Origin of the sequence: Porphyromonas sp. KLE 1280, assembly GCF_000700805.1 — a bacterium.
Taxonomy (GTDB): Bacteria; Bacteroidota; Bacteroidia; order Bacteroidales; family Porphyromonadaceae; genus Porphyromonas; species Porphyromonas pasteri.
In genome coordinates this window covers 535,196-556,370 of sequence record NZ_KL362962.1, presented here as the reverse complement: position 1 = coordinate 556,370, position 21,175 = coordinate 535,196, and the positions used below count along the sequence as shown (strand labels likewise).

At 52.2% G+C, this 21,175-nt stretch carries 13 protein-coding genes and 1 tRNA gene; 13 read left to right on the top strand and 1 reads right to left on the bottom strand.

Annotation, left to right across the window (positions count from 1 at the left end; translation table 11 throughout):
* The first annotated feature begins 398 nt into the window (after positions 1-398).
* The 13 genes from pflB to HMPREF1121_RS02105 all read left to right on the top strand — a co-directional run bounded on the left by pflB (position 399) and on the right by HMPREF1121_RS02105 (position 20,512).
* The gene (gene pflB / locus HMPREF1121_RS02165) at positions 399-2,633 is read left to right on the top strand and encodes a formate C-acetyltransferase (protein WP_044114454.1); all 2,235 of its coding nucleotides are present in this window, start codon (positions 399-401) and stop codon (positions 2,631-2,633) included.
* Positions 2,634-2,716: 83 nt separating this feature from the next.
* Positions 2,717-3,445 carry a pyruvate formate-lyase-activating protein gene (gene pflA / locus HMPREF1121_RS02160; RefSeq protein WP_044114453.1) on the top strand — a complete coding sequence of 243 codons (729 nt, stop codon included), beginning with the start codon at positions 2,717-2,719 and terminating at the stop codon, positions 3,443-3,445.
* 545 nt (positions 3,446-3,990) lie between these two features.
* Entirely contained in the window at positions 3,991-5,043 is a 1,053-nt protein-coding gene (gene nusB, locus HMPREF1121_RS02155; RefSeq protein WP_044114452.1) for a transcription antitermination factor NusB, read from the top strand.
* 55 nt (positions 5,044-5,098) lie between these two features.
* A complete protein-coding gene (yajC, locus tag HMPREF1121_RS02150) occupies positions 5,099-5,413 on the top strand; it encodes a preprotein translocase subunit YajC (RefSeq protein ID WP_044114451.1) in 315 nt (104 codons plus the stop codon).
* Between the two features lie 106 nt (positions 5,414-5,519).
* Complete coding sequence (locus tag HMPREF1121_RS02145; RefSeq protein WP_044114450.1) at positions 5,520-6,542, top strand: CdaR family protein; 1,023 nt, start codon at positions 5,520-5,522, stop codon at positions 6,540-6,542.
* A complete protein-coding gene (coaE, locus tag HMPREF1121_RS02140) occupies positions 6,520-7,164 on the top strand; it encodes a dephospho-CoA kinase (protein ID WP_052353551.1) in 645 nt (214 codons plus the stop codon). The genes HMPREF1121_RS02145 and coaE overlap by 23 nt, the downstream gene beginning before the upstream one ends.
* Before the next feature lie 87 nt (positions 7,165-7,251).
* Positions 7,252-7,656, top strand: coding sequence for a DUF5606 family protein (locus tag HMPREF1121_RS02135; protein ID WP_044114449.1), 405 nt, complete (start codon positions 7,252-7,254; stop codon positions 7,654-7,656).
* Between the two features lie 1,052 nt (positions 7,657-8,708).
* The gene (locus tag HMPREF1121_RS02130) at positions 8,709-9,677 is read left to right on the top strand and encodes a thiamine pyrophosphate-dependent dehydrogenase E1 component subunit alpha (RefSeq protein ID WP_044114448.1); all 969 of its coding nucleotides are present in this window, start codon (positions 8,709-8,711) and stop codon (positions 9,675-9,677) included.
* A 42-nt stretch (positions 9,678-9,719) separates the two neighbouring features.
* Positions 9,720-10,724 (top strand): alpha-ketoacid dehydrogenase subunit beta, encoded by a 1,005-nt coding sequence (locus HMPREF1121_RS02125; protein ID WP_044114447.1) that lies wholly within the window; start codon positions 9,720-9,722, stop codon positions 10,722-10,724.
* Between the two features lie 84 nt (positions 10,725-10,808).
* Positions 10,809-11,927 carry a dihydrolipoamide acetyltransferase gene (locus HMPREF1121_RS02120; RefSeq protein WP_044114446.1) on the top strand — a complete coding sequence of 373 codons (1,119 nt, stop codon included), beginning with the start codon at positions 10,809-10,811 and terminating at the stop codon, positions 11,925-11,927.
* A 39-nt stretch (positions 11,928-11,966) separates the two neighbouring features.
* Positions 11,967-13,688 (top strand): dihydrolipoyl dehydrogenase, encoded by a 1,722-nt coding sequence (lpdA, locus tag HMPREF1121_RS02115; protein ID WP_044114445.1) that lies wholly within the window; start codon positions 11,967-11,969, stop codon positions 13,686-13,688.
* A gap of 527 nt (positions 13,689-14,215) precedes the next feature.
* Positions 14,216-19,912: a DUF4011 domain-containing protein gene (locus HMPREF1121_RS02110; protein WP_044114444.1), complete on the top strand. Its 5,697-nt coding sequence runs from the start codon at positions 14,216-14,218 to the stop codon at positions 19,910-19,912.
* 84 nt (positions 19,913-19,996) lie between these two features.
* Positions 19,997-20,512, top strand: a complete 516-nt coding sequence (locus tag HMPREF1121_RS02105; protein WP_044114742.1) for a pyridoxamine 5'-phosphate oxidase family protein — start codon at positions 19,997-19,999, stop codon at positions 20,510-20,512.
* Between the two features lie 105 nt (positions 20,513-20,617).
* Here HMPREF1121_RS02105 and HMPREF1121_RS02100 read toward each other — a convergent pair.
* A tRNA-Lys gene (locus tag HMPREF1121_RS02100) sits at positions 20,618-20,690 on the bottom strand.
* Positions 20,691-21,175 lie beyond the last annotated feature (485 nt).

Sequence of the window (21,175 nt, the reverse complement as noted above, 5' to 3'; positions counted from 1 at the left end):
GTAGTTCATTTCATGGCCTCTGAAAGTCACTGTATATACCGCATCTCTGAAACTATATGTATCGGTTTGATATCATCAGCCTGGTGCTTGGGCTAAGGTGAGCGAATTCCTTGGAGTTGTTTCTTTCAGGAGTGGTATGTAGTGATGGGAAGTTCCCTATACCTTATATCATATATGTAGGAGATGCTTGTGTCTCTTGGTGGAGAATGCTAAAGGTTGCACAGGTGCGCCGAGAGTGTGCTAAGTGTGTATATTGCGCTTAGTAGTTTGCAATTCGAATGTTTATTATATCTTTGTGCCGAAAGCGATGAGATGAGTGGTCTAAGGCGATGCACTATCACTCTCTTTAGCCTGCACCATAGTAATATAGACTACATTTAACTAACCTCTTTAGCGTTATGCAAGAACAGCCCCAATTTAAGTCTGGCGTGTGGGAAGTCGAACTCAACGTCCGCGACTTCGTTTCTCAGAATGTCACCCCTTATGATGGTGACTCCTCCTTCCTCTCTGGTCCTACGGAGAAGACCAAGCGCGTTTGGGAGCACTGCCTCCAGGCTCTTAAGGAAGAGCGCGAAAACCCACATGGCGTACGCTCAATCGATACCAGCACGATTTCTGGTATTACGGCGTATGCTCCAGGCTATATTGATAAGGATAACGAAGTTATCGTCGGTCTGCAGACTGACCAGGTCCTTCGTCGTGCCATGAAGCCCTTCGGTGGGTACAAGGTCGTCGAGAAGGCAGTCCATGAGAATGGTCTCGAAGTTGACCCTCGCGTTACCGATATCTTCACCCACTACCGCAAGACCCACAATGATGGTGTCTTCGATGTATATACCGACGAGATCCGCTCCTTCCGTAGCAACAGCTTCCTCACGGGGCTGCCTGACAACTATGCTCGTGGCCGTATCATCGGTGACTATCGTCGTCTGGCTCTCTATGGGGCTGATCGTCTCATCGCTTGGAAGAAGGAAGACCTCGCTGGCATCCATGGTCCTATGACCGAGCACACGATCCGTCTGCGCGAAGAAGTCGCTGAGCAGATCCGTGCTCTGAAGAAGATCGTAGAGATGGCCGCTGGCTATGGCTTCGACGTCCGTCGTCCCGCCTACACAGCTGCTGAAGCTGTACAGTGGGTCTACTTCGCTTACCTCGCTGCGATCAAGGATCAGGATGGTGCTGCGATGTCTCTCGGAAACGTATCAAGCTTCCTCGACATCTACCTCCAGTATGACCTCGACCACGGCACGCTGACCGAAGAGCTCGCTCAGGAGCTGATTGACCAGTTTGTCATCAAGCTCCGTATGGTTCGCCACCTGCGTATGGACTCATACAACGAGATCTTCGCTGGTGACCCCACGTGGGTAACTGAGTCTATCGGTGGTCGCCTCTTCGATGGCCGTCACAAGGTCACGAAGACGAGCTTCCGCTTCCTCCAGACTCTCTACAACCTCGGTCCAAGCCCCGAGCCTAACCTCACGGTCCTCTGGAGTCCCTCGCTCCCCGAAGGCTTTAAGGAGTTCGCTGCTCAGGTATCTATCGATACGTCTTCTATCCAGTACGAGAATGACGACCTGATGCGCTCTACCCGCCACTCTGATGACTACGGTATCGCTTGCTGTGTATCTTATCAGGAGATCGGTAAGCAGATCCAGTTCTTCGGTGCACGTACCAACCTCGCTAAGGCTCTGCTCCTGGCTGTCAATGGTGGTCGCTGCGAAATCTCTGGTACGCTCATGGTCGAAGGGATCCCCGAGCTTAAGGGTGACGTCCTCGACTTCAACCAGGTTTGGGATAACTACCTCAAGGTCCTCAAGGTCATCGCTCGCGTCTACAACGACTCGATGAATATCATCCACTACATGCACGACAAGTATTACTACGAGGCTGCACAGATGGCATTCATCGATACCGATCCTAAGATCAACCTCGCTTATGGTGTCGCTGGTCTCTCGATCGCAGCAGACTCACTCTCGGCTATCCGCTATGCTAAGGTGACGCCTATCCGTAATGAACAGGGCCTGACCGAAGACTTCAAGATCGAAGGTGAGTTCCCCTGCTACGGTAACGACGACGACCGCGCTGATACGATCGCTTACGATATCACCCACATCTTCTCTGGTCTCCTCAAGGAACTGCCCGTGTACAAGAACGCTGAGCCTACGCTCTCTGTCCTGACGATCACCTCTAACGTGATGTACGGTAAGAAGACGGGTGCTACGCCTGACGGTCGTGGTAAGGGTGTTGCCTTCGCTCCAGGTGCTAATCCCATGCACGGTCGTGACAACCACGGTGCTATCGCTTCGCTCAGCTCAGTGGCTAAGCTCGACTACACCGATGCTGCCGACGGTATTAGTAACACCTTCAGCATCATCCCTCACTCTCTCGGCTCCAGCAAGAGCGAGCAGAATGAGAATCTCATCTCGATGATGGACGGCTACTTCACCAAGGGTGCACACCACCTCAATGTGAATGTCCTGAATCGTGAGATGCTCGAGGATGCAATGGTACACCCTGAGAACTATCCTCAGCTGACGATCCGTGTCTCTGGCTATGCCGTGAACTTCGTCAAGCTCAGCCGTGAGCACCAGCTCGAGGTCATCTCGCGCTCCTTCCACAAGCGCATGCGCTAAGGCGGGGAGTTCTCCGAATACCTATTAGTGTAGTGGGCGAAGGATCAGTGTCGACCCTTCGCCCGCTCTTTTTATAGCTCGCTATGCTACGTATCCACTCCTTTGAATCCATGGGGACCTTCGATGGTCCAGGACTTCGCTTAGTGGTATTCCTCCAGGGATGCAACTTCCAGTGCCTCTATTGTGCCAATCCCGATACCATACCTATTGGGAAGGGGGGGAAGCTCATTGAGGAGGCTGAGGTCCTACGACGGGCTATTAGTGAGCGCCCTTTCTTCGGGAAGCGTGGAGGGATTACCTTCAGCGGAGGAGAACCCACCGTGCAGGCGCAGGCGCTCATCCCTCTCTGTCGCCAACTCAAGGAAGAGGGGATACATATCTGCCTCGATACTCAGGGTAGCATCCGCAATGCTTATGTGGATGAGCTCCTCTCGATCGTCGATATGGTCTTGCTTGACTGCAAGCACGTCTTACCCGAAGGGCATCGTCGCCTGACGACTCAGTCCAATGCGAATACATTTGCTACGGCAGAGCAGCTCCGACAGATGGGGAAGCCCGTGCGCATGCGCTATGTGCTTGTGCCAGGCTATAGCGATCAGCCCGAGGCGCTCCATGCTCTTGGAGAGCGCTTCGGTAGCTATGAGAACATCGAGCGTCTGGAGCTTTTGCCCTACCATACCTATGGTAAGCATAAGTATGAGACGCTGGGACGGGAGTACCCATTAGAGCATATCCATGAGCCTACACCAGAGGAGGTCGATGCTGCTCGGGAGATCCTTGAGCAGTATTTCCCAGTAGTCTGGGCTCAGTAGTAGGCCCATAGGTGTTGTTATTAGTATAGGATAGGGAGGATGAGCCGATAGAGGTTCATCCTCCCTATTTGCTGTTTAGGTATTGGGAGAAAACGATCATCTCAAAGGCGACCTCTTAGAGGTACTTTATCAAGCTATATTGGTCGCTGGGTGAACCTATATAGGTCGTCAGGACAACCTATATAGGTCAGCGCCGTGACCAATATAGGTTCACCAAGCGACCAATATAGGTTGGTACCACCCTCGTCTGTGGGTATGGATTGCTTCCGTAGTAAGTGTAGCTTCCCACATGGAGTAGACGCAATGGAAGTGATCCCTTAGATGAGGGCTACAGCATGGAAAGGCTGCACTATATTCCTTCCTGTAAGGCTTTGCCTTTGGAGGTGGGGGTATGAGCCGTTGTGCAGGTATGGAGTGGCTATTTGGCGAAATCCTCGTATCTTTGTGTACTACTTCTTGAGTATCTGTGCGTTCTTTGTCCTACTTCCCTGAGTCCTCTGGGCATATGAGTAAGGCCACAGAAGAGGAGTAAGCGACTTGAAATTATGATCAATAGAGTACTAATACGCACCCGTGTACTTCAGGTGGCTTATGCTCACCTACATCGTGGCGAGCTGAAGCTGACCGCTGCTGAGCAGGATCTCTTGCTCAGTCTCCATCGTACGTACGACCTTTACCTCTTCCTCCTGCAGCTTATCCCTTCCTTCACGGAGTTCTACCGTGAGGTGCTTGAGATCCGTAAGAATAAGCATCTTGCGACTAAGGCAGAGCGTAGCCCCAATCTGCACCTTCTGGAGAATCGCTTGGCTGCTAAGCTTGCGGCGTCAGAGAAGCTGAGCACGTGGTATGAGGGTTTCAGCCTCCGCTGGGAGGAAGATGAAGCACTCCTGCGCCACCTCCTCCGTCGCATCGAAGCTTCGGATATCTATACAAATTATCTCAAGGCTACTGAGGTAGGCTTTGAAGAGGATCGTGCTTTCTGGGTCGATGTCTTTACACAGATCATCACGACAGATGAGATGCTCGCCGAATGGCTGGAGCAGCATTCGATCTACTGGCAGGATGACTTGAGAGAAGTCGAGAAGGCTGAGGTCGAAGATCGTCCCGCTACAGAAGATGAAGCGCTACAGGCTGCCCTCAATGAGGCTCGCGAGGCGGGTGCTTATCAGAGTGCACGCTTGGAGAATGGTCCAGTAGAAGTCGTGAAGGACTTTGTCGAGAAGACTCTGCGCAAGAGCGAAGAGGATACGGCCATCGACGATGATATCCGTCCGGCCTTCAAGGACGAGGATGATGAGCGCTTTGCTCGTCTGCTCTTCCGTCAGACTCTGCTGAAGTACGATGATCAAATGAAGATCATTGAGCCCGTGCTGAGTGCAGGATGGAGTAGTGAGCGTCTGGCTGATGTTGATGCGCTTCTGCTGAATCTTGCCGTGACGGAGTTCCTCTATTTCCCTCTTATCCCTACTCAGATCACGATCAATGAGTATGTCGAGCTGGCAAAGCACTACTCGACGAACCATAGTGCTTCCTTCGTCAATGGTGTCCTCGATGCCTTGGCACGAAAGTTGAAGGAGGAAGGGAAGATACTCAAGTAGTATAGCCCTCCATAGTAACGTACAATATTCACCCAATACTTAATACACATAACGAATGGAAATGATTCTCCTCCAGGCCGCAGGACAGAATGCTGGCGGTGGCTACTCTACTATCATCATGATGGTCGCAATCTTCGTGATCTTCTGGCTCTTCATGATTCGTCCTCAGCAGAAGCGTCAGAAGGAGTTGCAGAAGAAGCGCGATGCACTCGGCACTAACGATCGTATCGTGACCTCTGGTGGCCTCTATGGGGTGATCAAGGATATCAAGCAGACCGAGTTCGTCGTCGAGATCGCTGACGGAGTACGTGTCCGTGTCGATAAGGGCTCTGTCTTCCCTGCAGGGGATCCTGAGGCAGCTGCCAAGTAGCCTACAGCCTACGGTCTCATAAATATAAGAGGCTGCCTGCTACAAATGTGCGGGCAGCCTCTCTTCATATCCGCCGTGTGATCGTGCGGATCAATGTCTACGAGCTATGCGATTAGATCTGAAGAACTCCCCTCCGAGAGTCCCATTATCAGCCCGAAAGCTGAACTCCTCCCCGCCCAAGCGTCGTAGGAGTAGGGAGCTCTTTATCTTCCTCGTCTTTGTCTTGCTCTCTGCTACCTTCTGGTTCGTGCAGAGCCTTCAGCGTCGCTTTACCTATACGCTGCATATCCCCGTGGTGTATGATTCCATCCCGCCTGAGGTGGGTATGCAGACGAAGCTACCTGAGTACATTGAGGTCAGCTTAGAGGATGAAGGGGGGCATCTCTTGGAGTATACAACTCGTGGACTGGCTCCTATCCGCCTTCGCCTGCAGCGTGATCATCAGGTTATCGCGGGCTTCTCGCTTTCGGCTTCTGCCCTCTCGGGAGAAGTGCGGAGCCGACTCGCTACGTCAGCTCGTGTCATCTCCATCTCGCCCGCTTCAGTTAATGCGACGGCTTACCGTCGTCATCGTAAGGTGCTTCCGATCACGTTGGGAAGTTTGCCGCAGGTCGCTACGGGCTATGCTATCGGTGATATTGAGCTTACTCCAACGGAGATCACCGTATTTGCTTCGGGGAAGGCCTTAGATACGTTGACTACGATTCTTACAGCTCCCTTTGAGGAGCACGTACTGAAGGCGACAACGACGACGAAGGTGCGCCTCCTCCTCCCCGATGGGGTATATGCCTCGACCAATGTAGTGCAGGTCCATGTCCCCGTGGAGCAGCTTACGGAGCAGACCTTCACACTTCCCGTCGAGGTGACGGGTGCTCCAGAGGGATTTGTCCTGCTACCCTTACCTCGAGTAGCTACGATCCAGCTCACACTGCCTCGCTCTCGCTATAAGGATATCAAGCCGGAGGAGCTGAAGATCGCTGTAGCTTATCCCGATCTCGTGACGGCTGGCAATGCTTCTGGGGAGACTCCTCGTCAGCTCCCCATCACCCTTGTGCAGAAGCCTGATTGGCTCAAGCACTATCGCTTGACCCCTGACCGTGTGCAGTATGTCATCGAAGAGCGCAAGTAGTCCTCTGCATTCAGCTCGTACCTCTCATGGTATCTACACGCTGGGGATCACAGGGGGGATAGGTAGCGGAAAAAGCTACGTGGCTCGTCTACTCGAGGAGCGTGGCATCCCCGTCTATGATACTGATAGCCGTGCTAAGGCCCTCTACGATACTGATGGAGAGCTCCGAGAAGCGATGATTGCCCTTTTCGGTGCACCTATCTATACTCCTTCGGGATTACTGGATCGGAAGGCGCTGGCATCGCTGATCTTCGCAGATCGCTCTCTTCTGGAGCAAGTCAATGCCCTCGTGCATCCTGCTGTGCGCCGCGATTTTGTCGCTTGGCGTAAAGGGCTCAGCGCAGAAGGGAAACGCCTGTGTGCCTTAGAGAGCGCCTTGCTTCTGGATGCTGGTCTCGATGCCTATACCGATGGTGTCTTGGCTATCCTTGCTGATGATACGCTTCGTTTGCAGCGAGCTATGATGCGCGATGGCGCAAGTGAGGAGGCCGTTCGTGCTCGCATGCAGCATCAGATGCCTCAGGAGAAATTAGCTCAGCGTGCAGACTTCCTGATATATAATGATGAGGCTCATCCTCTCACCCCCCAACTTGATAGTCTCTTTGATAAGCTCCTCGACTGAGCTTTCTCAGTGGCTATTCACTCAAATATCCCTATTTTTGCACCCATCAAGGGAGGCAGCCAGCCTTCCGCTCAAATAAGATCCTATATGTTGAAGACTATTCTCTCTATCTCAGGCAAGCCTGGACTCTATCGTCTCCTCTCCTCCAGCAAGAATACGCTCATCGTTGAGTCGCTCCAGACTCAGAAGCGTATCCCCGTTCTGCCCAAGGACCGTGTGGTATCGCTTGGTGATATCTCTATGTTCACTGACGGCGAAGATATTGCTCTCTCGGAAGTCCTCACGCGTCTCCATGAGAAGCAGGCTGGTGTAGCAGTGTCTGAAGAACTCCTCAAGGATAGCGATGCGCTACGCAACTCGTTCGGTGAAGTGATTACTAACTTTGACCGCGAGCGTGTCTACACCTCGGACATCAAGAAGCTTTACACTTGGTACAATATCCTCATCGAGGCTGGTATCACGGACTTTGCAGACCATGACGAAGCAGAGTAAGCTCTCGGCTATCTGAAAGAATCATTGTGCCACCGCACGCAGCTATCCCAGCTGTGTGCGGTGGTTTTTTATATCCAGCCTTAGCGGCATCATGCTCTACTTGATATATCTAAGATAGATATAAGATAGATAAATAGGTTAGGGGAATCTCTTCATTTTGCCTCTCAGAGGAGTGAGATTCTCGCTAAATCACCTATTTGAGTACGTGGGTAGAGCTATATAGGATGGGGAAGAAAGCTATATAGCTTTGGATCGATTCCGTATAGCTTTGTGAAGTGACCTATACCAGGTTGTTGCTCCGCATAGGGATAAAAGTTATGGACGAGTGGCAGATAAGTTTGGACTACGTACGTGGCTCTAATATCTACGTACATGGATATTTAGATTTACGTACCTGGTCTTTAAGACTACGTGCATAGACAGAGGAAAACCACTACGTGATGGTGCTTTTTCCTTCACGATAAGGACACTTTTTCCTCCGCTGGATAAGAGGAATACTCGCGATAAGGCGAAGGGCTTGTGTATCACTTCGGAGAGGCATATCGGGGAGCTGGGTGTGCGATGCCTTAGCACTCTAAATAGAGGATAGGACTCGCGGCAACAGTCTCTATTTAAAGTAGCAGCTATTGACAGGGTAAATGAAGGAATAGCTCAAGCTTATTAAAATGAGTGTCTAATGAGTGAACCATCTGATTCTCTTGCTGTTTTCTAACTGGAAGTCACTTTTCGGATTCTTGGTTGACTTACTAAAAGCCTCATTTTAGGCTCAAAATAAGATACAAATTCTCTTGAAATTGGGTCTGAGAAGCAGTGAAAACTCGTCTGAAGGGGCTGCGGTGTGATGGGATTTGTGCGTAATGCATATCTTTGTATAGTCAATATGACAATACGGAGGGTTAATGCGGATTATTTTCCCTTATTGGAGCATGGAGATGCTCCTGAATCACGGCGCATAAGCCTGTAGTAGTGCTCCTCCTGAATGCTAAGATGGAAGTGCTGCCGAGGCGCTGCAAAAATAGAAGATCAAATAAGTATCTAAATAGAATACAGTTATGGCTAAACTCAAGAAAGAAGAACTGCTGGAGATGTACCGCAAGATGGAGGACATCCGCAACTTCGACAACAAGGTCAACCAGCTGGTGCGTCGTGGGGAAGTCCCTGGTATGACGCACTTCTCTGTGGGCGAAGAAGCCGCTAACGTCGGTGCTATCGCTGGTCTGGAGAAGGGCGACCTCATTACCTCCAATCACCGTGGCCACGGTCAGAGTATCGCTATGGGCATTGACCTGAATGGTATGATGGCTGAGATCATGGGTAAGGCAAACGGTGTCTGTAAGGGTAAGGGCGGCTCGATGCACATCGCTGATGTCGATGCTGGTAACCTCGGCGCCAATGGGATCGTCGGTGGCGGTATGGGTATCGCTATCGGTGCAGCCCTCACTCAGAAGATGAAGAACACGGGCAAGATCGTCGTATGTTGCTTCGGTGACGGCGCTACCAACGAAGGATCTTTCCATGAAACGCTGAACATGGCTGCCATCTGGAATCTCCCTGTAATCTTCTATTGCATCAATAACGGCTATGGCATCTCTACGCCTATTAGCTCTGTGATGCGTACGAAGCACGTCTATGAGCGTGCTGCTGCCTATGGTGTCCCTGGCGTCTTCATCGAAGATGGTAATGACCTCTTAGCTGTACGTGAGACGATGGACAAGGTGATCAAGGATGTACGCGCTGGCAAGGGGCCTGTCCTCGTCGAAGCTATCTCCTACCGCTGGTACGGTCACTCGACCTCTGACCCTGGTAAGTATCGTACGAAGGAAGAGGTAGACGAGTGGAAGAAGAAGGATCCAATCCTCAAGTTCCGTAACTACCTGCTTGATAAGAAGCTTGCTAAGGCTGAGGAGCTCGATGCTATCGAAGCTGCAAGCCACAAGGCCATTGACGCTGCCGTAGAGTACGGTCGCAAGGGTCCCGAGCCCTCTCCTGAGTCGGCCTTCGAAGATATCTTCACCGAATAGGCCACTGCTCTTCACTAACCCTAAGAAAAAGAATAAACTATTATGATAGAAGGACAAGAAACAAAGGTGATGTCCGTGCGTGACGCCATCATCGAAGCGATGAGCGAAGAGATGCGTCGCGATGAGAACGTCTTCCTTATGGGTGAAGATGTCGGCGTCTATGGTGGTGACTTCGGTACCTCAGTAGGTATGCTGGAGGAATTCGGCAGTGAGCGTGTACGTGACACGCCTATCTCCGAGAACGCTATCTCGGGTTGTGCTGTCGGTGCTGCTCTGACGGGGATGCGTCCTATCGTCGACGTGACCTTCATGGACTTCATCGTGTACATGATGGACAACATCGTAAACCAGGCTGCTAAGACCCGCTATATGTACGGTGGTAAGGGTTCTGTGCCCGTTGTCTTCCGCTGCGCTGCTGGCTCGGGTCTGGGCTCTGCTGCTCAGCACTCTCAGAGTCTCGAATCATGGTTCTGCCACATCCCAGGTCTCAAGGTCGTAGCTCCAGGTACCCCTGCAGATGTCAAGGGGCTGCTGAAGGCTGCTATCCGTGACAACAACCCTGTGATCTTTCTTGAGTACAAGGCTCAGTACAATATGAAGGGTGAGGTACCCACCTCTCCTGACTTTGTCCTGCCTATTGGCAAGGCTGATATCAAGCGCGTCGGTAAGGATGTCACCGTGGTTACCTACGGTCGTATGCTGGAGCGCGTCCTCAAGGCTGCTGACAAGGCTGCTGAAAAGGGTATCGAGGTCGAAGTGGTTGACCTCATGACGCTGGCTCCGCTGGATCGTGAGACGATCATCGAGTCCGTCCGCAAGACGGGTCGTGTACTCCTCGTAAACGATGCTCACAAGACGGGTGGTTTCCTCGGTGAGATCGCAGCTTCTATCGCTGAGAGCGGCGCCTTCGACTATCTCGATAGCCGCATCCTGCGTCTGGCCGCTGAGGATATCCCTACGCCTTACAACCACTCTCTTGAGGTCGCTATGCTCCCCGATGTTGATCGCATCCTGAAGTATATCGAGCGCCTCTACGACAAGCGCTAATCGTCGCACACGAAGATACTATCCGCGTATAGCCCTCTACCCCAATCATAGGTGAGGGCTATACGTCATAAGAATAATCTGAATATGGGAAATGATAAACTAAGAGCCACACCTGCAGCTCGCTCATTGGCTCACCGCATGGGAGTCGACCTGAATGCGATCGCAGGCTCTGGCTACAAGGGGCGTATCCACGCTGAGGACGTAGCTGAATTCAGCTACGAGAAGGCAGGTGGTATCACTCCTCTGGCTAAGAAGATCGCTGATGCCTTTGGCATCGATACCTCTACGATTAAGGGGACGGGCTTCCGTGGGAAGATCACGCGATCTGATGTAGCTGCTGTCCTTGGAGATCGCTATTACCCCAACCTCGAGGGGATCATCGATCCCTTCACGCAGGATAAGCCTGCTGCTCCTGCCGCCGCTCCAGCTGCAGCATCGGCAGCCAGTCCCGCTGCTTCAGCTCAAGCTCCTGCACCTGCTGCCTCTGCAATCGCCGCCGCTCCAGGTGAAGTCGAGATCGTACCGATGAACATGATGCGTCGCGTCATCGCTAAGCGTATGGCAGATAGCTACTTCTCAGCTCCTACCTTCGTCCTGAACTATGAGGTCGATATGTACGAAGCTACGAAGCTCCGCAAGCAGCTCCTCGAGCCTATCAAGGAGAAGACGGGCAAGAAGCTCACTGTCACGGATATCATCTCCATCGCTGTCGTGCGCACGCTGATGAATCACCCCTATATCAATGCTTCACTCTCTGCTGATGGCTCACAGATCGAGCTTCACAACTATGTGAACCTCGCTATGGCAGTCGGTATGGATGAAGGCCTTCTGGTGCCTGTCGTTCATGGGGCAGAGAAGCTTGGCCTCGTAGACCTGATGCTCCGTCTCAAGGACATTACCGAGCGTGCTGTTGGCAAGAAGCTTACGCCGCAGGATCAGGAAGGTAGCACCTTCACCATCTCCAACCTGGGTATGTATGGTGTCGAGTCCTTCACCTCGATCATCAACCAGCCTAACTCCGCTATCCTCTCCATCGCAGGGACGAAGGAAATGCCCGTCGTACGCAACGGTGAGGTCGTCATCCGCCCCATCATGAAGATGAGCTTGACCAGCGACCACCGTGTCATCAACGGTCTTGGTGCAGCTAAGTTCATGCAGGAGCTGAAGGCTACCCTGGAGTCTCCACTCCCTCTCCTCGTTTAAATCAACCACTCGAACCACAAAAGAAGATCCTAAATAGATATGGCAACAGAGATCATCATGCCCAAGACGGGCTTAGATATGACCGAAGGTGAGATCGTCAGCTGGCGCAAGAACGAGGGAGACCCCGTACAGGCTGGTGAAGTCCTCCTCGAAATCATGACCGACAAGACGAGCATGGAGCTCGAAGCTGAAGCTTCGGGTGTGCTCCTCAAGATCACTCACCAGGCTGGTGAGACGGTACCCATCGCCGAAGTCATCGGTTACATCGGTGAAGCTGGCGAAAGCCTTGAGACCGTCCGCACGAAGGATGAGATCGTACCTGAAAAGCAGGAAGGTCCTAAGCACGAAGGTGCTGCTCTTCCTCTGGTACACCTCGAAGGCTCCTACCACCTCTGCGTCATCGGTGGTGGCCCTGCTGGCTACGTAGCTGCTATCCGTGCTGCACAGCTCGGTGCTAAGGTCGCTATCGTTGAGAAGGCTGAGTTTGGTGGTACCTGCCTCAACAAGGGCTGTATCCCTACCAAGACGTTCCTCCGCAATGCTGAGATCCTCGACGGTGTAGCACAGGCTGCAGCTCGTGGTATCAACTTCGCTGACACCAGCTTCTCTGTCGATATGAAGAAGCTCGTCTCTTACAAGAACAGCGTAGTGAAGAAGCTCACGGGCGGTGTCTACTCACTCCTCAAGAGCAACGGTGTCGAAGTCTTCCGTGGTGTCGGTAAGATCAACCGTGACAAGGACGTCGTCGTCGATGGTAAGGACATCATCAAGGCTGATAAGATCATCCTCGCTGGTGGCTCTAAGGTAGGTCGTCTTCCTATCCCAGGTCTCGATCATCCTGCAGTCCTGACCAGTGACGATATCCTCAGCCTCGAAGAACGTCCCGAAAGCCTCGTCGTCATCGGCGGTGGTGTCATCGGTGTCGAAATGGCTGAAGCCCTCGTATCCCTCGGTACGAAGGTGACGATCATCGAGATGGCTGACTACATCATCCCTGCTCTTGATAAGGAAGTCTCTAAGACGCTCCGTAGCGAACTCGAAAAGCGCGGTATCAAGATCCTGACCGGTGCTGCTATCGAAAAGATCGAAGACCGCTCGGGCAAGCTCGCTGCTATCCTCAAGGATGGTACGGCTATCGAAGCTGAAAAGGCTCTGCTCTCTATCGGTCGTGTACCCGACCTCGAAGGTGTTGGTGAGATCGAATTCGAGATCGAGCGCGGTCGCATCAAGGTCGACAAGTTCATGGAGACCAGCGTCAAGGGTATCTATGCTCCTGGTGATGTCAACGGTCTGAAGATGCTTGCTCACACGGCATTCCGCATGGGTGAGGTCGCTGCTGAGAACGCTCTGCAGGGCAACGAACGTGAACTCAAGATGCTCTCCGCTCCCTCAGTAGTCTATACGCGCCCCGAGGTCGCTATGGTCGGTCTGACCGAAGACCAGGCACGTGAGAAGTACGGTGATGTCCGCATCGGTAAGTTTGCCTTCGCAGCTAACGGCCGTGCACTTGCTTCTGGTGAAACGGAAGGCTTCGTCAAGGTTATCCTTGACAACAAGTACGGTGAGATCCTCGGTATCCACATCATCGGTGCTATGGCTGCTGAAATGATCAGCCAGGCTTCACTGATCATGGAGATGGAAGCTACCGCAGAGGAAGTCATCGCTACGATCTACGGGCACCCCACCTACTCCGAAGCTCTCTATGAAGCTATCGCTGACGCCCTGGGTCTTGCTATTCACCTTCCCGCTAAGAAGAAGTAACTTCTCGTAGAGCTCTTTGTAGCTCTATGCTCTGATAAGATAAGCCTCCCCACTGCTTTTGCACGAAGCGGTGGGGAGGCTTCTTTTTTATCGAGGGTAGGGAAAAGCATCTTTCTCAGGCGATACTATGAAGTGAGCTATAGAGATAGCTGGCTGATTATCTGATGGATAAATAGGAGATGTGAGACCGTGCGATGACCCTCCCTCAGCTAGTTTCTTTTGCGACCAGTACTGGTCGCTGAAGTGAGCAGTACTGGTTGGGTATATCGACCAGTACTGGTCAGCGAGTGGAGCAGTACTGGTCACCTCTCGGATCAGTACTGGTTACTTTCCCGACTTCATAAGAGTGCTTTCTGCTGAGGTATTTCTCTCAGCTACTGCACTTCTGAGGGAAGGCTTCTTCTTGGAGGAAAGGTGGAGATTTCTCTATGTAGCTACCTTCTGAAATATAGTTACCTTTGAGTGCTATAGCGGTGAGAGGCATTATCTTTTGCCTTCCCATATCTACCTGACTAACGACCCCTACGATGATGATAGAGCTACATATTGACTATATCAAGAATGTCAATTACGCACTCCTACACAACCATATCCCAGTCTGCAGCAGTATAGAGCTCGCGAATGTCGGTGAGGAAGACCTGCTGGATATCAGTGTCTCTATTGGGGGGCGCTTTGTCCAAGAGCAGCGCTCTGCTATATATAGTCGTATTGATCGTGGGAGCACGGTACGTATCTCTGATGTCGCTGTTCTCCCCAAGGCTGATGCTTTGCTTGAGCTCTCAGAGCGTGTCATCTCCTCCTTCACTGTACAGATCTATAGCGGGGAAGAAGTCTTGCTTTCGCGGGAGTATGACCTGGAGTTGATGGCATTTGATCAATGGCTGGGGACGCAGATCCTTCCACAGTGTCTGGCCTCTTTTGTGGTGCCCAATCAGCCTGCTGTAGGGCGGATGGTCGTCAAGGCATCAGCTCTCCTCAAGCAGATGACAGGGGCAAGTGCCTTTGTCGAGTATCAAGATGGAGATCCCAATACGGTCGTTGAGCAAGTTAGCGCCATCTTTGCTGCGCTCCATCAAGAAGGGATTATCTACCGCGCAGTGCCTGCCAGCTATGAGGCTATCGGGCAGCGCATCACGCTAGCAGATCAGGTTCTTGAGAGTCATCAGGGGAACTGTATTGAGCTGACCCTCTTGATGGCCTCTGTACTGGAGGCGGTTGGGATCAATAGTGGGGTCGTGATCATGCGTGGGCATGCCTTCCTCGGTGTGTGGCTCAGCGAAGTGTGCTACCGTCAGAGCATCTGTGATGATGCATCTTTCTTGGAGAAGGCATGCTCTGACGGGATCTCCGAGATGCTTGTACTTGAGTGTACGGATCTTACTAAGGACTATGCTTCCTTTGAGCATGCACAGGAGATCGCTCGGCAGCATCTCAAGAGGGATAATGAGTTTCAGATGTTCATTGACATAGCTCGCTGCCGTTTGGAGGGTATTATCTCGCTACCAACTCGCCTCAGTGAGGGTGGTACGTGGAAGTTGGCTCCCGAGGAAGCTCCTAAGCATACGGCTTGTGCCATCGAGGCTACCCATCGCACTCGATATGATTTGGATCGTGCCTATGACGATAAGACGGAGGTCAATAAGCTTGATATCTGGGAGCGGAAGCTCTTGGACTTCTCCCTGCGCAACAATTTCCTCAATCTCTCTGTTCGTAGCCGTGCCATACAGTTCATCTCCTTCGATGTCGCTTCGATAGAGGACTACTTGCAGGAGAATACGGAGTACTGCATCCATCCTATTCCTGAGGGAGTCGTACGAGTAGATAGAGAGGAGCGCTTACTTCGCTCCAGTATGATTAGCTCTCTGGAGCCACTGATTCTAAATGATATCACGAGGCAGAAGCTCTTACATACCTACTACGCTGAGGATGAGACACAGCTGATCCTCAAGAATATCTATCGTCATGCTAGTACGACGAGGGAAGAGACGGGGGCTAATCCGCTCTATCTTGCTATTGGACTCCTTCGCTGGTATGAGAAGAAGAATAGCCCTCGAGCACGCTATGCTCCGCTTCTTCTCCTACCCGTAGATCTTGTCTATAAGCGTGGGCGCTACTATATCCGCAAGCGAGATGAGGAGATCTCACTCAATATCACCCTCATCGAATATATCCGCCAGACCTACGGCATACGCATCAAGGGGATTGATCCCCTTCCTCGTGATGAGCATGGTGTCGATGTACCCCTCATCTTTGCGCAAGTCCGAGACGCTCTCCGAGAGCAGAGTAAGTGGGATGTCGAGGAGGAGTGTGTCCTTGGGACGTTCTCCTTCAATAAGTACCTGATGTGGCACGATATTCATAATCACCGTGAGGAGCTTCTCTCGCATCCTGTCGTCGCCAGCCTCGTCAGTGGTTCGCTCCAGTGGCAACCTCAGTCTCTGCAGACGAACTTGGCAGAGGAGGATAAACATCTGACTCCTGGGAGCATTGCTCTACCTGTCCCCGTAGACTCGTCACAGCTATCTGCTGTCTTGGAGGCAGGGCGTGGCTCCTCTTTCATACTCTATGGTCCTCCGGGTACGGGGAAGTCACAGACGATCACGAACCTCATCGCCAATGCGCTGTACCAGGGGCGGCGAGTGCTCTTCGTCGCAGAGAAGATGGCTGCTCTCAGCGTGGTGCAGAGCCGACTTGAGAAGATCGGCCTTGATCCCTTCTGCCTCGAGCTTCACTCCAACAAGGTGACGAAGAAGCATGTCTTGGAGCAGCTGGATAAAGCTCTGCATACGGCGAAGATCCGAGAGCCAGAGGAATATGACTCCATAGCTCAGAAGCTCTACGAGCGTCGTACGCTGCTGATCCAGTATATGGAGAGTCTTCATAAGGATCGCGAGGGAGCCAAGCTCTCCCTCTACGAATGTATATCGCGCTATGAGTCGTATGAGGTAGAGCCTCTTGAGGTCGCATTGAATGAGCAGCTGGCACATCTTGATGGGGAATTTATCACACACTGCGAAGAGCTGCTTGGTAGCAAGCTCCCCGCAGTACTCAATGTCGCAGGGCAGCCCTCGGAGCATCCTCTGGTCGGATTATGGCCCACACTAGCCTGCATCCAAGAGCCGCAGACCTTAGCACGTCTCCTTGACGAAGGTGTGACTCTCGCAGGACGCATACAGCGTGCGCGTATTCTCCTTACGGAGATCTTTGGCGCAGATCTGGAGGATAGTGAGCGAAGTCTACGTCTTGGTATAGACCTCCTCTCAGAGATCTCAGCCTCTCCACTGATGCACTCATCTGTCACCGCTATTGCTTTTGATGAGCATCAGAGAGCCCAGCTGCGCTCGATCTGGGAGCATCTGAAGCATCGTGATGAACTCCGTGCTATGCTCACGGCTGACTGCCGTGAGGAGTTCTTAGAGATAGATGCACTGAGCCTCCTACAAGAGTGGAAGGCTATTGAAGACTCTTGGTTCTTACCTCGCTTCTTTGCCTCCCGTAGCTACCTCAAGAAGATACGCTTCTACAGTGAGAAGCTGCAAGCTCAGACAGTAGCAGGGTATCTGGAGCGTGTGCTTGAGTATCAGAAGGAAGTTAAGCACTGTGCGGGAGAGAGTGGAGGGATACACCAGCTTTTGGGACGTAGCCTTTCTACTACGGAGCTGGGAAGCCTCTTGGATTACCTCCCTCGTTTGGTGAAGGCTGTAGAGGCTTTTGCTGAGGGGCTACAGCTCTCAGTCTCCACTATCCGAGAGTCCATTAAGCCTGCTTTCACTGAAGAGCTAAAGCATCAGCTCCGAGGGCTCGATGCTCTCTCCGGTGAGTGGTCGCAGTATATAAAGGTGGCAGAGCCCTGGGTATCGTATAAGTTCCCTTCCGATAGCTCCTTCTCTGTGGCGCTTTCTTCGTGCTTCTCTCGCTGGCAGACTCATCAGGGGCTGGTCGGGAAGTGGTATAGCTGGATACAGCTGCGTAGCGAACTTTCCTCGCAGGGCCTTGACATCGTGATTCGCGAGGTGGAGGCGAAGCGAGTAGATGCAGCGCAGCTTATGCAAGCCTTCTTCAAGGGGCTCTATCGTGCCTTAGCCGAGCAGAAGATAGCTCGGAGCGAGCTTCTCTGCACGTTTGAGGGTGAGCTTTTTGATCAGCAGGTGCAGCGCTACAAGGAGTTGACTGCAGAGTTCCAAGAGCTGTCGAAGAAGATGCTCTATGCTCGCTTGTCCAATCAGCTTCCCCATGTCTACGAGGACATAGATAATAGCTCGGAGATCGGGCGCCTCAATCGTAATATAGCCAATGGAGGGCGAGGTACTTCAATTCGCCAGCTGCTGGATGATATTCCTAACCTTCTACCGCGCCTCTGCCCTTGTATGCTGATGAGCCCTATGTCGGTGGCACAGTACATAGACTTAGGGGCGGAGAAGTTCGACTTAGTGGTCTTTGATGAAGCCTCTCAGATGCCGACCAGTGAAGCTGTAGGAGCTATAGCTCGAGGGAATGCCCTCATCGTGGTAGGAGACCCCAAGCAGATGCCTCCAACGAGCTTCTTCAGTACGAACTCCGTCGAGGAAGAAGAGGAGAGTATCGATGACTTGGAGAGCATCCTGCAGGACTGCCAGGCTCTCAGTCTACCTTCGCTACAGCTGAATTGGCACTACCGCTCTCGCCACGAGAGCCTTATCGCCTTCAGTAACCATGAGTACTATGATGGGGAGCTCATTACCTTCCCTTCAGTAGATGACCAAGCGACGAAGGTGCGATTCATTCACATCAAGGGGACCTATGACAAGGGGAAGACCCGACAGAATAAGGCCGAAGCTGAGGCGATCGTCCATGAGGTATGCCGTCGTCTGCGTGATGATAGCTTGAGAGGGGAGAGTATGGGTATAGTGGCTTTCAGTGCCGCACAGCAGAATCTTATTGAAGATACGCTGACCGAGCGTATGGCTCGTGATACCTCGCTACAAGAGTTTGCCGACCAGCTCTATGAGCCTATCTTCATCAAGAACCTTGAGAATGTGCAGGGTGATGAGCGTGATGTCATCCTCTTCTCTATCGGCTATGGTGCAGATGCTACGGGGCAGGTCAGTATGAACTTTGGCCCGTTGAATAAGGCAGGGGGTGAGCGTCGCCTCAATGTAGCCGTCAGTCGCGCTCGCTGTGAAATGCTGGTCTTCTCGACGATGACCAGTGATCAGATTGATCTGCGCCGCACGAAGGCTAAGGGCGTAGAGGGCTTGAAGCACTTCCTCGAGTATGCTGAGCGACAGACGCTCGTACGTCGCCCTCAGCCTGATATGGACTCTGCCGACCGCATCATCGCCGAGCAGATAGCTAATCGCTTACAGAAGGCTGGCTATCCTGCGATGACTCAACTGGGACGCTCGAACTTCAAGGTCAACCTTGCTGTAGCCTTGCCCAGTGCACCAGATTGCTATCGCTTAGGGATCTTGATCGATGGAGAAGCCTACCGACGTACTCAGACGACTCGAGATCGTGAGGTCGTGCAGCCGAGCGTACTCGGGAGCCTCGACTGGGAGGTGATGCGTGTATGGAGTCCGGACTGGTTCCGCCAGCCTGACCTCGTCATAGAGCGCATCCTTGCCCGACTGAAGTCGCTCCCAGAGCGCCCTCTGAAGCAGCAGTCTACAGCAGTATCTTCTCCCTTCGCTATCACTGAGGCAGATCTGATCGCTGAGCCGATAAGCTCTTCTGAGGCGCTGGAGTACCCCGCTACCGATAGCTATACTAGCACTTCGCTGGAGTACTTCGTCCGTGAGGTCGTAGCCCGAGAGCAGCCTATTACCTATTTGCTCCTCTTGAAGCGTGTGGCGGCCTTCAAGTCTTTTGCGCGAGTTAGCTCGACGATTACGGGGATCGTGGATGCCCTCCTGCCCATGTTCTTCACTGTCTCTGACCGTGATGGTCGGACTCTTTGGCTTACACAGAAAGATGGTGAGCAGTGGAAGGGGTACCGCCCCAATACTGCGATCGCAAAGCGTTCGATAGAAGAGATCCCTTCGGTCGAACTGATGGAGGTCCTCCTTGAAGTGGTGAAGCAGAATGTGTCGATCGCCCCTGATGCAGCGACCCTTATTGCTGCAAAGCGCATGGGATTCTCTCGCCGTGGAGCTAATGTTGATGCTGCCTTCTCCTACGCTCTTGAGCAATTACAGCAGAGTGGTTTGCTCTTGGAGAATGAAGGAAAGCTGATACTGTCGAGATAGTTTTTCGCAAATCTGAGAGGGTAGAGTAGGGTACCTCCACTCTCCAGTCGTCTTTACAATCTGTGCCCAGTGATATATCTGATGATGAAGTATAATAATGCTGATGTGCGGCGTCGTGATCGCCTGCTTAATGAAGAGCGTGCTCTAGAGCTACTCCGTGAGAGCGAGTACTGTGTCCTCTCGATGATCGATGAAGAGGGTAAGCCCTATGGCTTCCCCATCAATCATATCTGGGATGGTGGAGACTGCATCTATATCCACTGCGCCCCCGAGGGAAAGAAGCTCCGTGCTATACGTGCTGGTCATCCTGAGGTTTCCCTCTGTATTGTCGGGCGCGTGAATCTCCTTCCGAGTAAGTTTACTACCGAGTATGAGAGCGTCATCCTCCGAGGGACTGCACATATTGATCTCAGCGAAGAGGAGCGCCGGCTTGCGCTTCATCTTCTCTTGAAGAAGCTATCGCCTAATGATATGGAGCTGGGAAAGGTATATGTGGAGAAGTCCTTCCATCGGACGGAGATCATTCGTATCGACATTACGGAGTATAGTGGCAAGCGCAAGTACGTCCCACAGAATGGAACCTTACATGCCGGAGACTGATACTCCCTCCCCGATGAAGCATGCGCCCCGCAAGACCTCAGTAGTGGTCTTGTGGGGCGCATGCTTTATAAAAGAGTGTGGGGATGCCTTGCGACATCCCCACTGTGAATCAGCTGGGGTTCGAACCCAGGACCCCATCCTTAAAAGGGATGTGCTCTACCGACTGAGCTACTGATTCTACCTAAGCTTTTAGTGTGTCCATATCGCAGGAGGCACTCTAAAGCGTTGCAAAGATAAGCAATATCGGCGATACTTCCAATATTCATGCAGTGGGTAGACGGTGCTCCCGCATCAAGGTGAAAGCCGTACTTTCTCAAGACCAAGGAGCGAAGCAATAGAGCTGGGAAGTGTAGAGCAATAGTCGTTCGCGCTCAAACCAGTAGTGCTCCGCGCTCGAACCAATAGTAGTTTGGATAGTGAACCAATAATAGTTTGACCCCCAAACGAATAGTTGTTTCGCATACAGACCAGTAGTCGTTTGGATCTCGCTTCACTAAGAGAGGGCAGTCTTACCCTGTATGGCATATACGAGAGAGGGGAGGTGCTACCGACCTATATTGGTCACTGAGTCAACCTATATAGGTTCGCGTCGTGACCTATATTGGTCGGAAGAGCAACCTATATAGGTCAGCCCGATGACCAATATAGGTTCATACCACTCCC

What these genes read in the sequence shown, in the direction of transcription:
- HMPREF1121_RS02120 (WP_044114446.1), top strand. Translation starts at nt 10,809, where the DNA reads ATGGGAAATGATAAACTAAGAGCCACACCTGCAGCTCGCTCATTGGCT.
- HMPREF1121_RS02135 (WP_044114449.1), top strand. Translation starts at nt 7,252, where the DNA reads ATGTTGAAGACTATTCTCTCTATCTCAGGCAAGCCTGGACTCTATCGT.
- HMPREF1121_RS02105 (WP_044114742.1), top strand. Translation starts at nt 19,997, where the DNA reads ATGAAGTATAATAATGCTGATGTGCGGCGTCGTGATCGCCTGCTTAAT.
- yajC (WP_044114451.1), top strand. Translation starts at nt 5,099, where the DNA reads ATGGAAATGATTCTCCTCCAGGCCGCAGGACAGAATGCTGGCGGTGGC.
- lpdA (WP_044114445.1), top strand. Translation starts at nt 11,967, where the DNA reads ATGGCAACAGAGATCATCATGCCCAAGACGGGCTTAGATATGACCGAA.
- coaE (WP_052353551.1), top strand. Translation starts at nt 6,520, where the DNA reads ATGTCATCGAAGAGCGCAAGTAGTCCTCTGCATTCAGCTCGTACCTCT.
- nusB (WP_044114452.1), top strand. Translation starts at nt 3,991, where the DNA reads ATGATCAATAGAGTACTAATACGCACCCGTGTACTTCAGGTGGCTTAT.
- HMPREF1121_RS02125 (WP_044114447.1), top strand. Translation starts at nt 9,720, where the DNA reads ATGATAGAAGGACAAGAAACAAAGGTGATGTCCGTGCGTGACGCCATC.
- pflA (WP_044114453.1), top strand. Translation starts at nt 2,717, where the DNA reads ATGCTACGTATCCACTCCTTTGAATCCATGGGGACCTTCGATGGTCCA.
- HMPREF1121_RS02110 (WP_044114444.1), top strand. Translation starts at nt 14,216, where the DNA reads ATGATGATAGAGCTACATATTGACTATATCAAGAATGTCAATTACGCA.
- HMPREF1121_RS02145 (WP_044114450.1), top strand. Translation starts at nt 5,520, where the DNA reads ATGCGATTAGATCTGAAGAACTCCCCTCCGAGAGTCCCATTATCAGCC.
- pflB (WP_044114454.1), top strand. Translation starts at nt 399, where the DNA reads ATGCAAGAACAGCCCCAATTTAAGTCTGGCGTGTGGGAAGTCGAACTC.
- HMPREF1121_RS02130 (WP_044114448.1), top strand. Translation starts at nt 8,709, where the DNA reads ATGGCTAAACTCAAGAAAGAAGAACTGCTGGAGATGTACCGCAAGATG.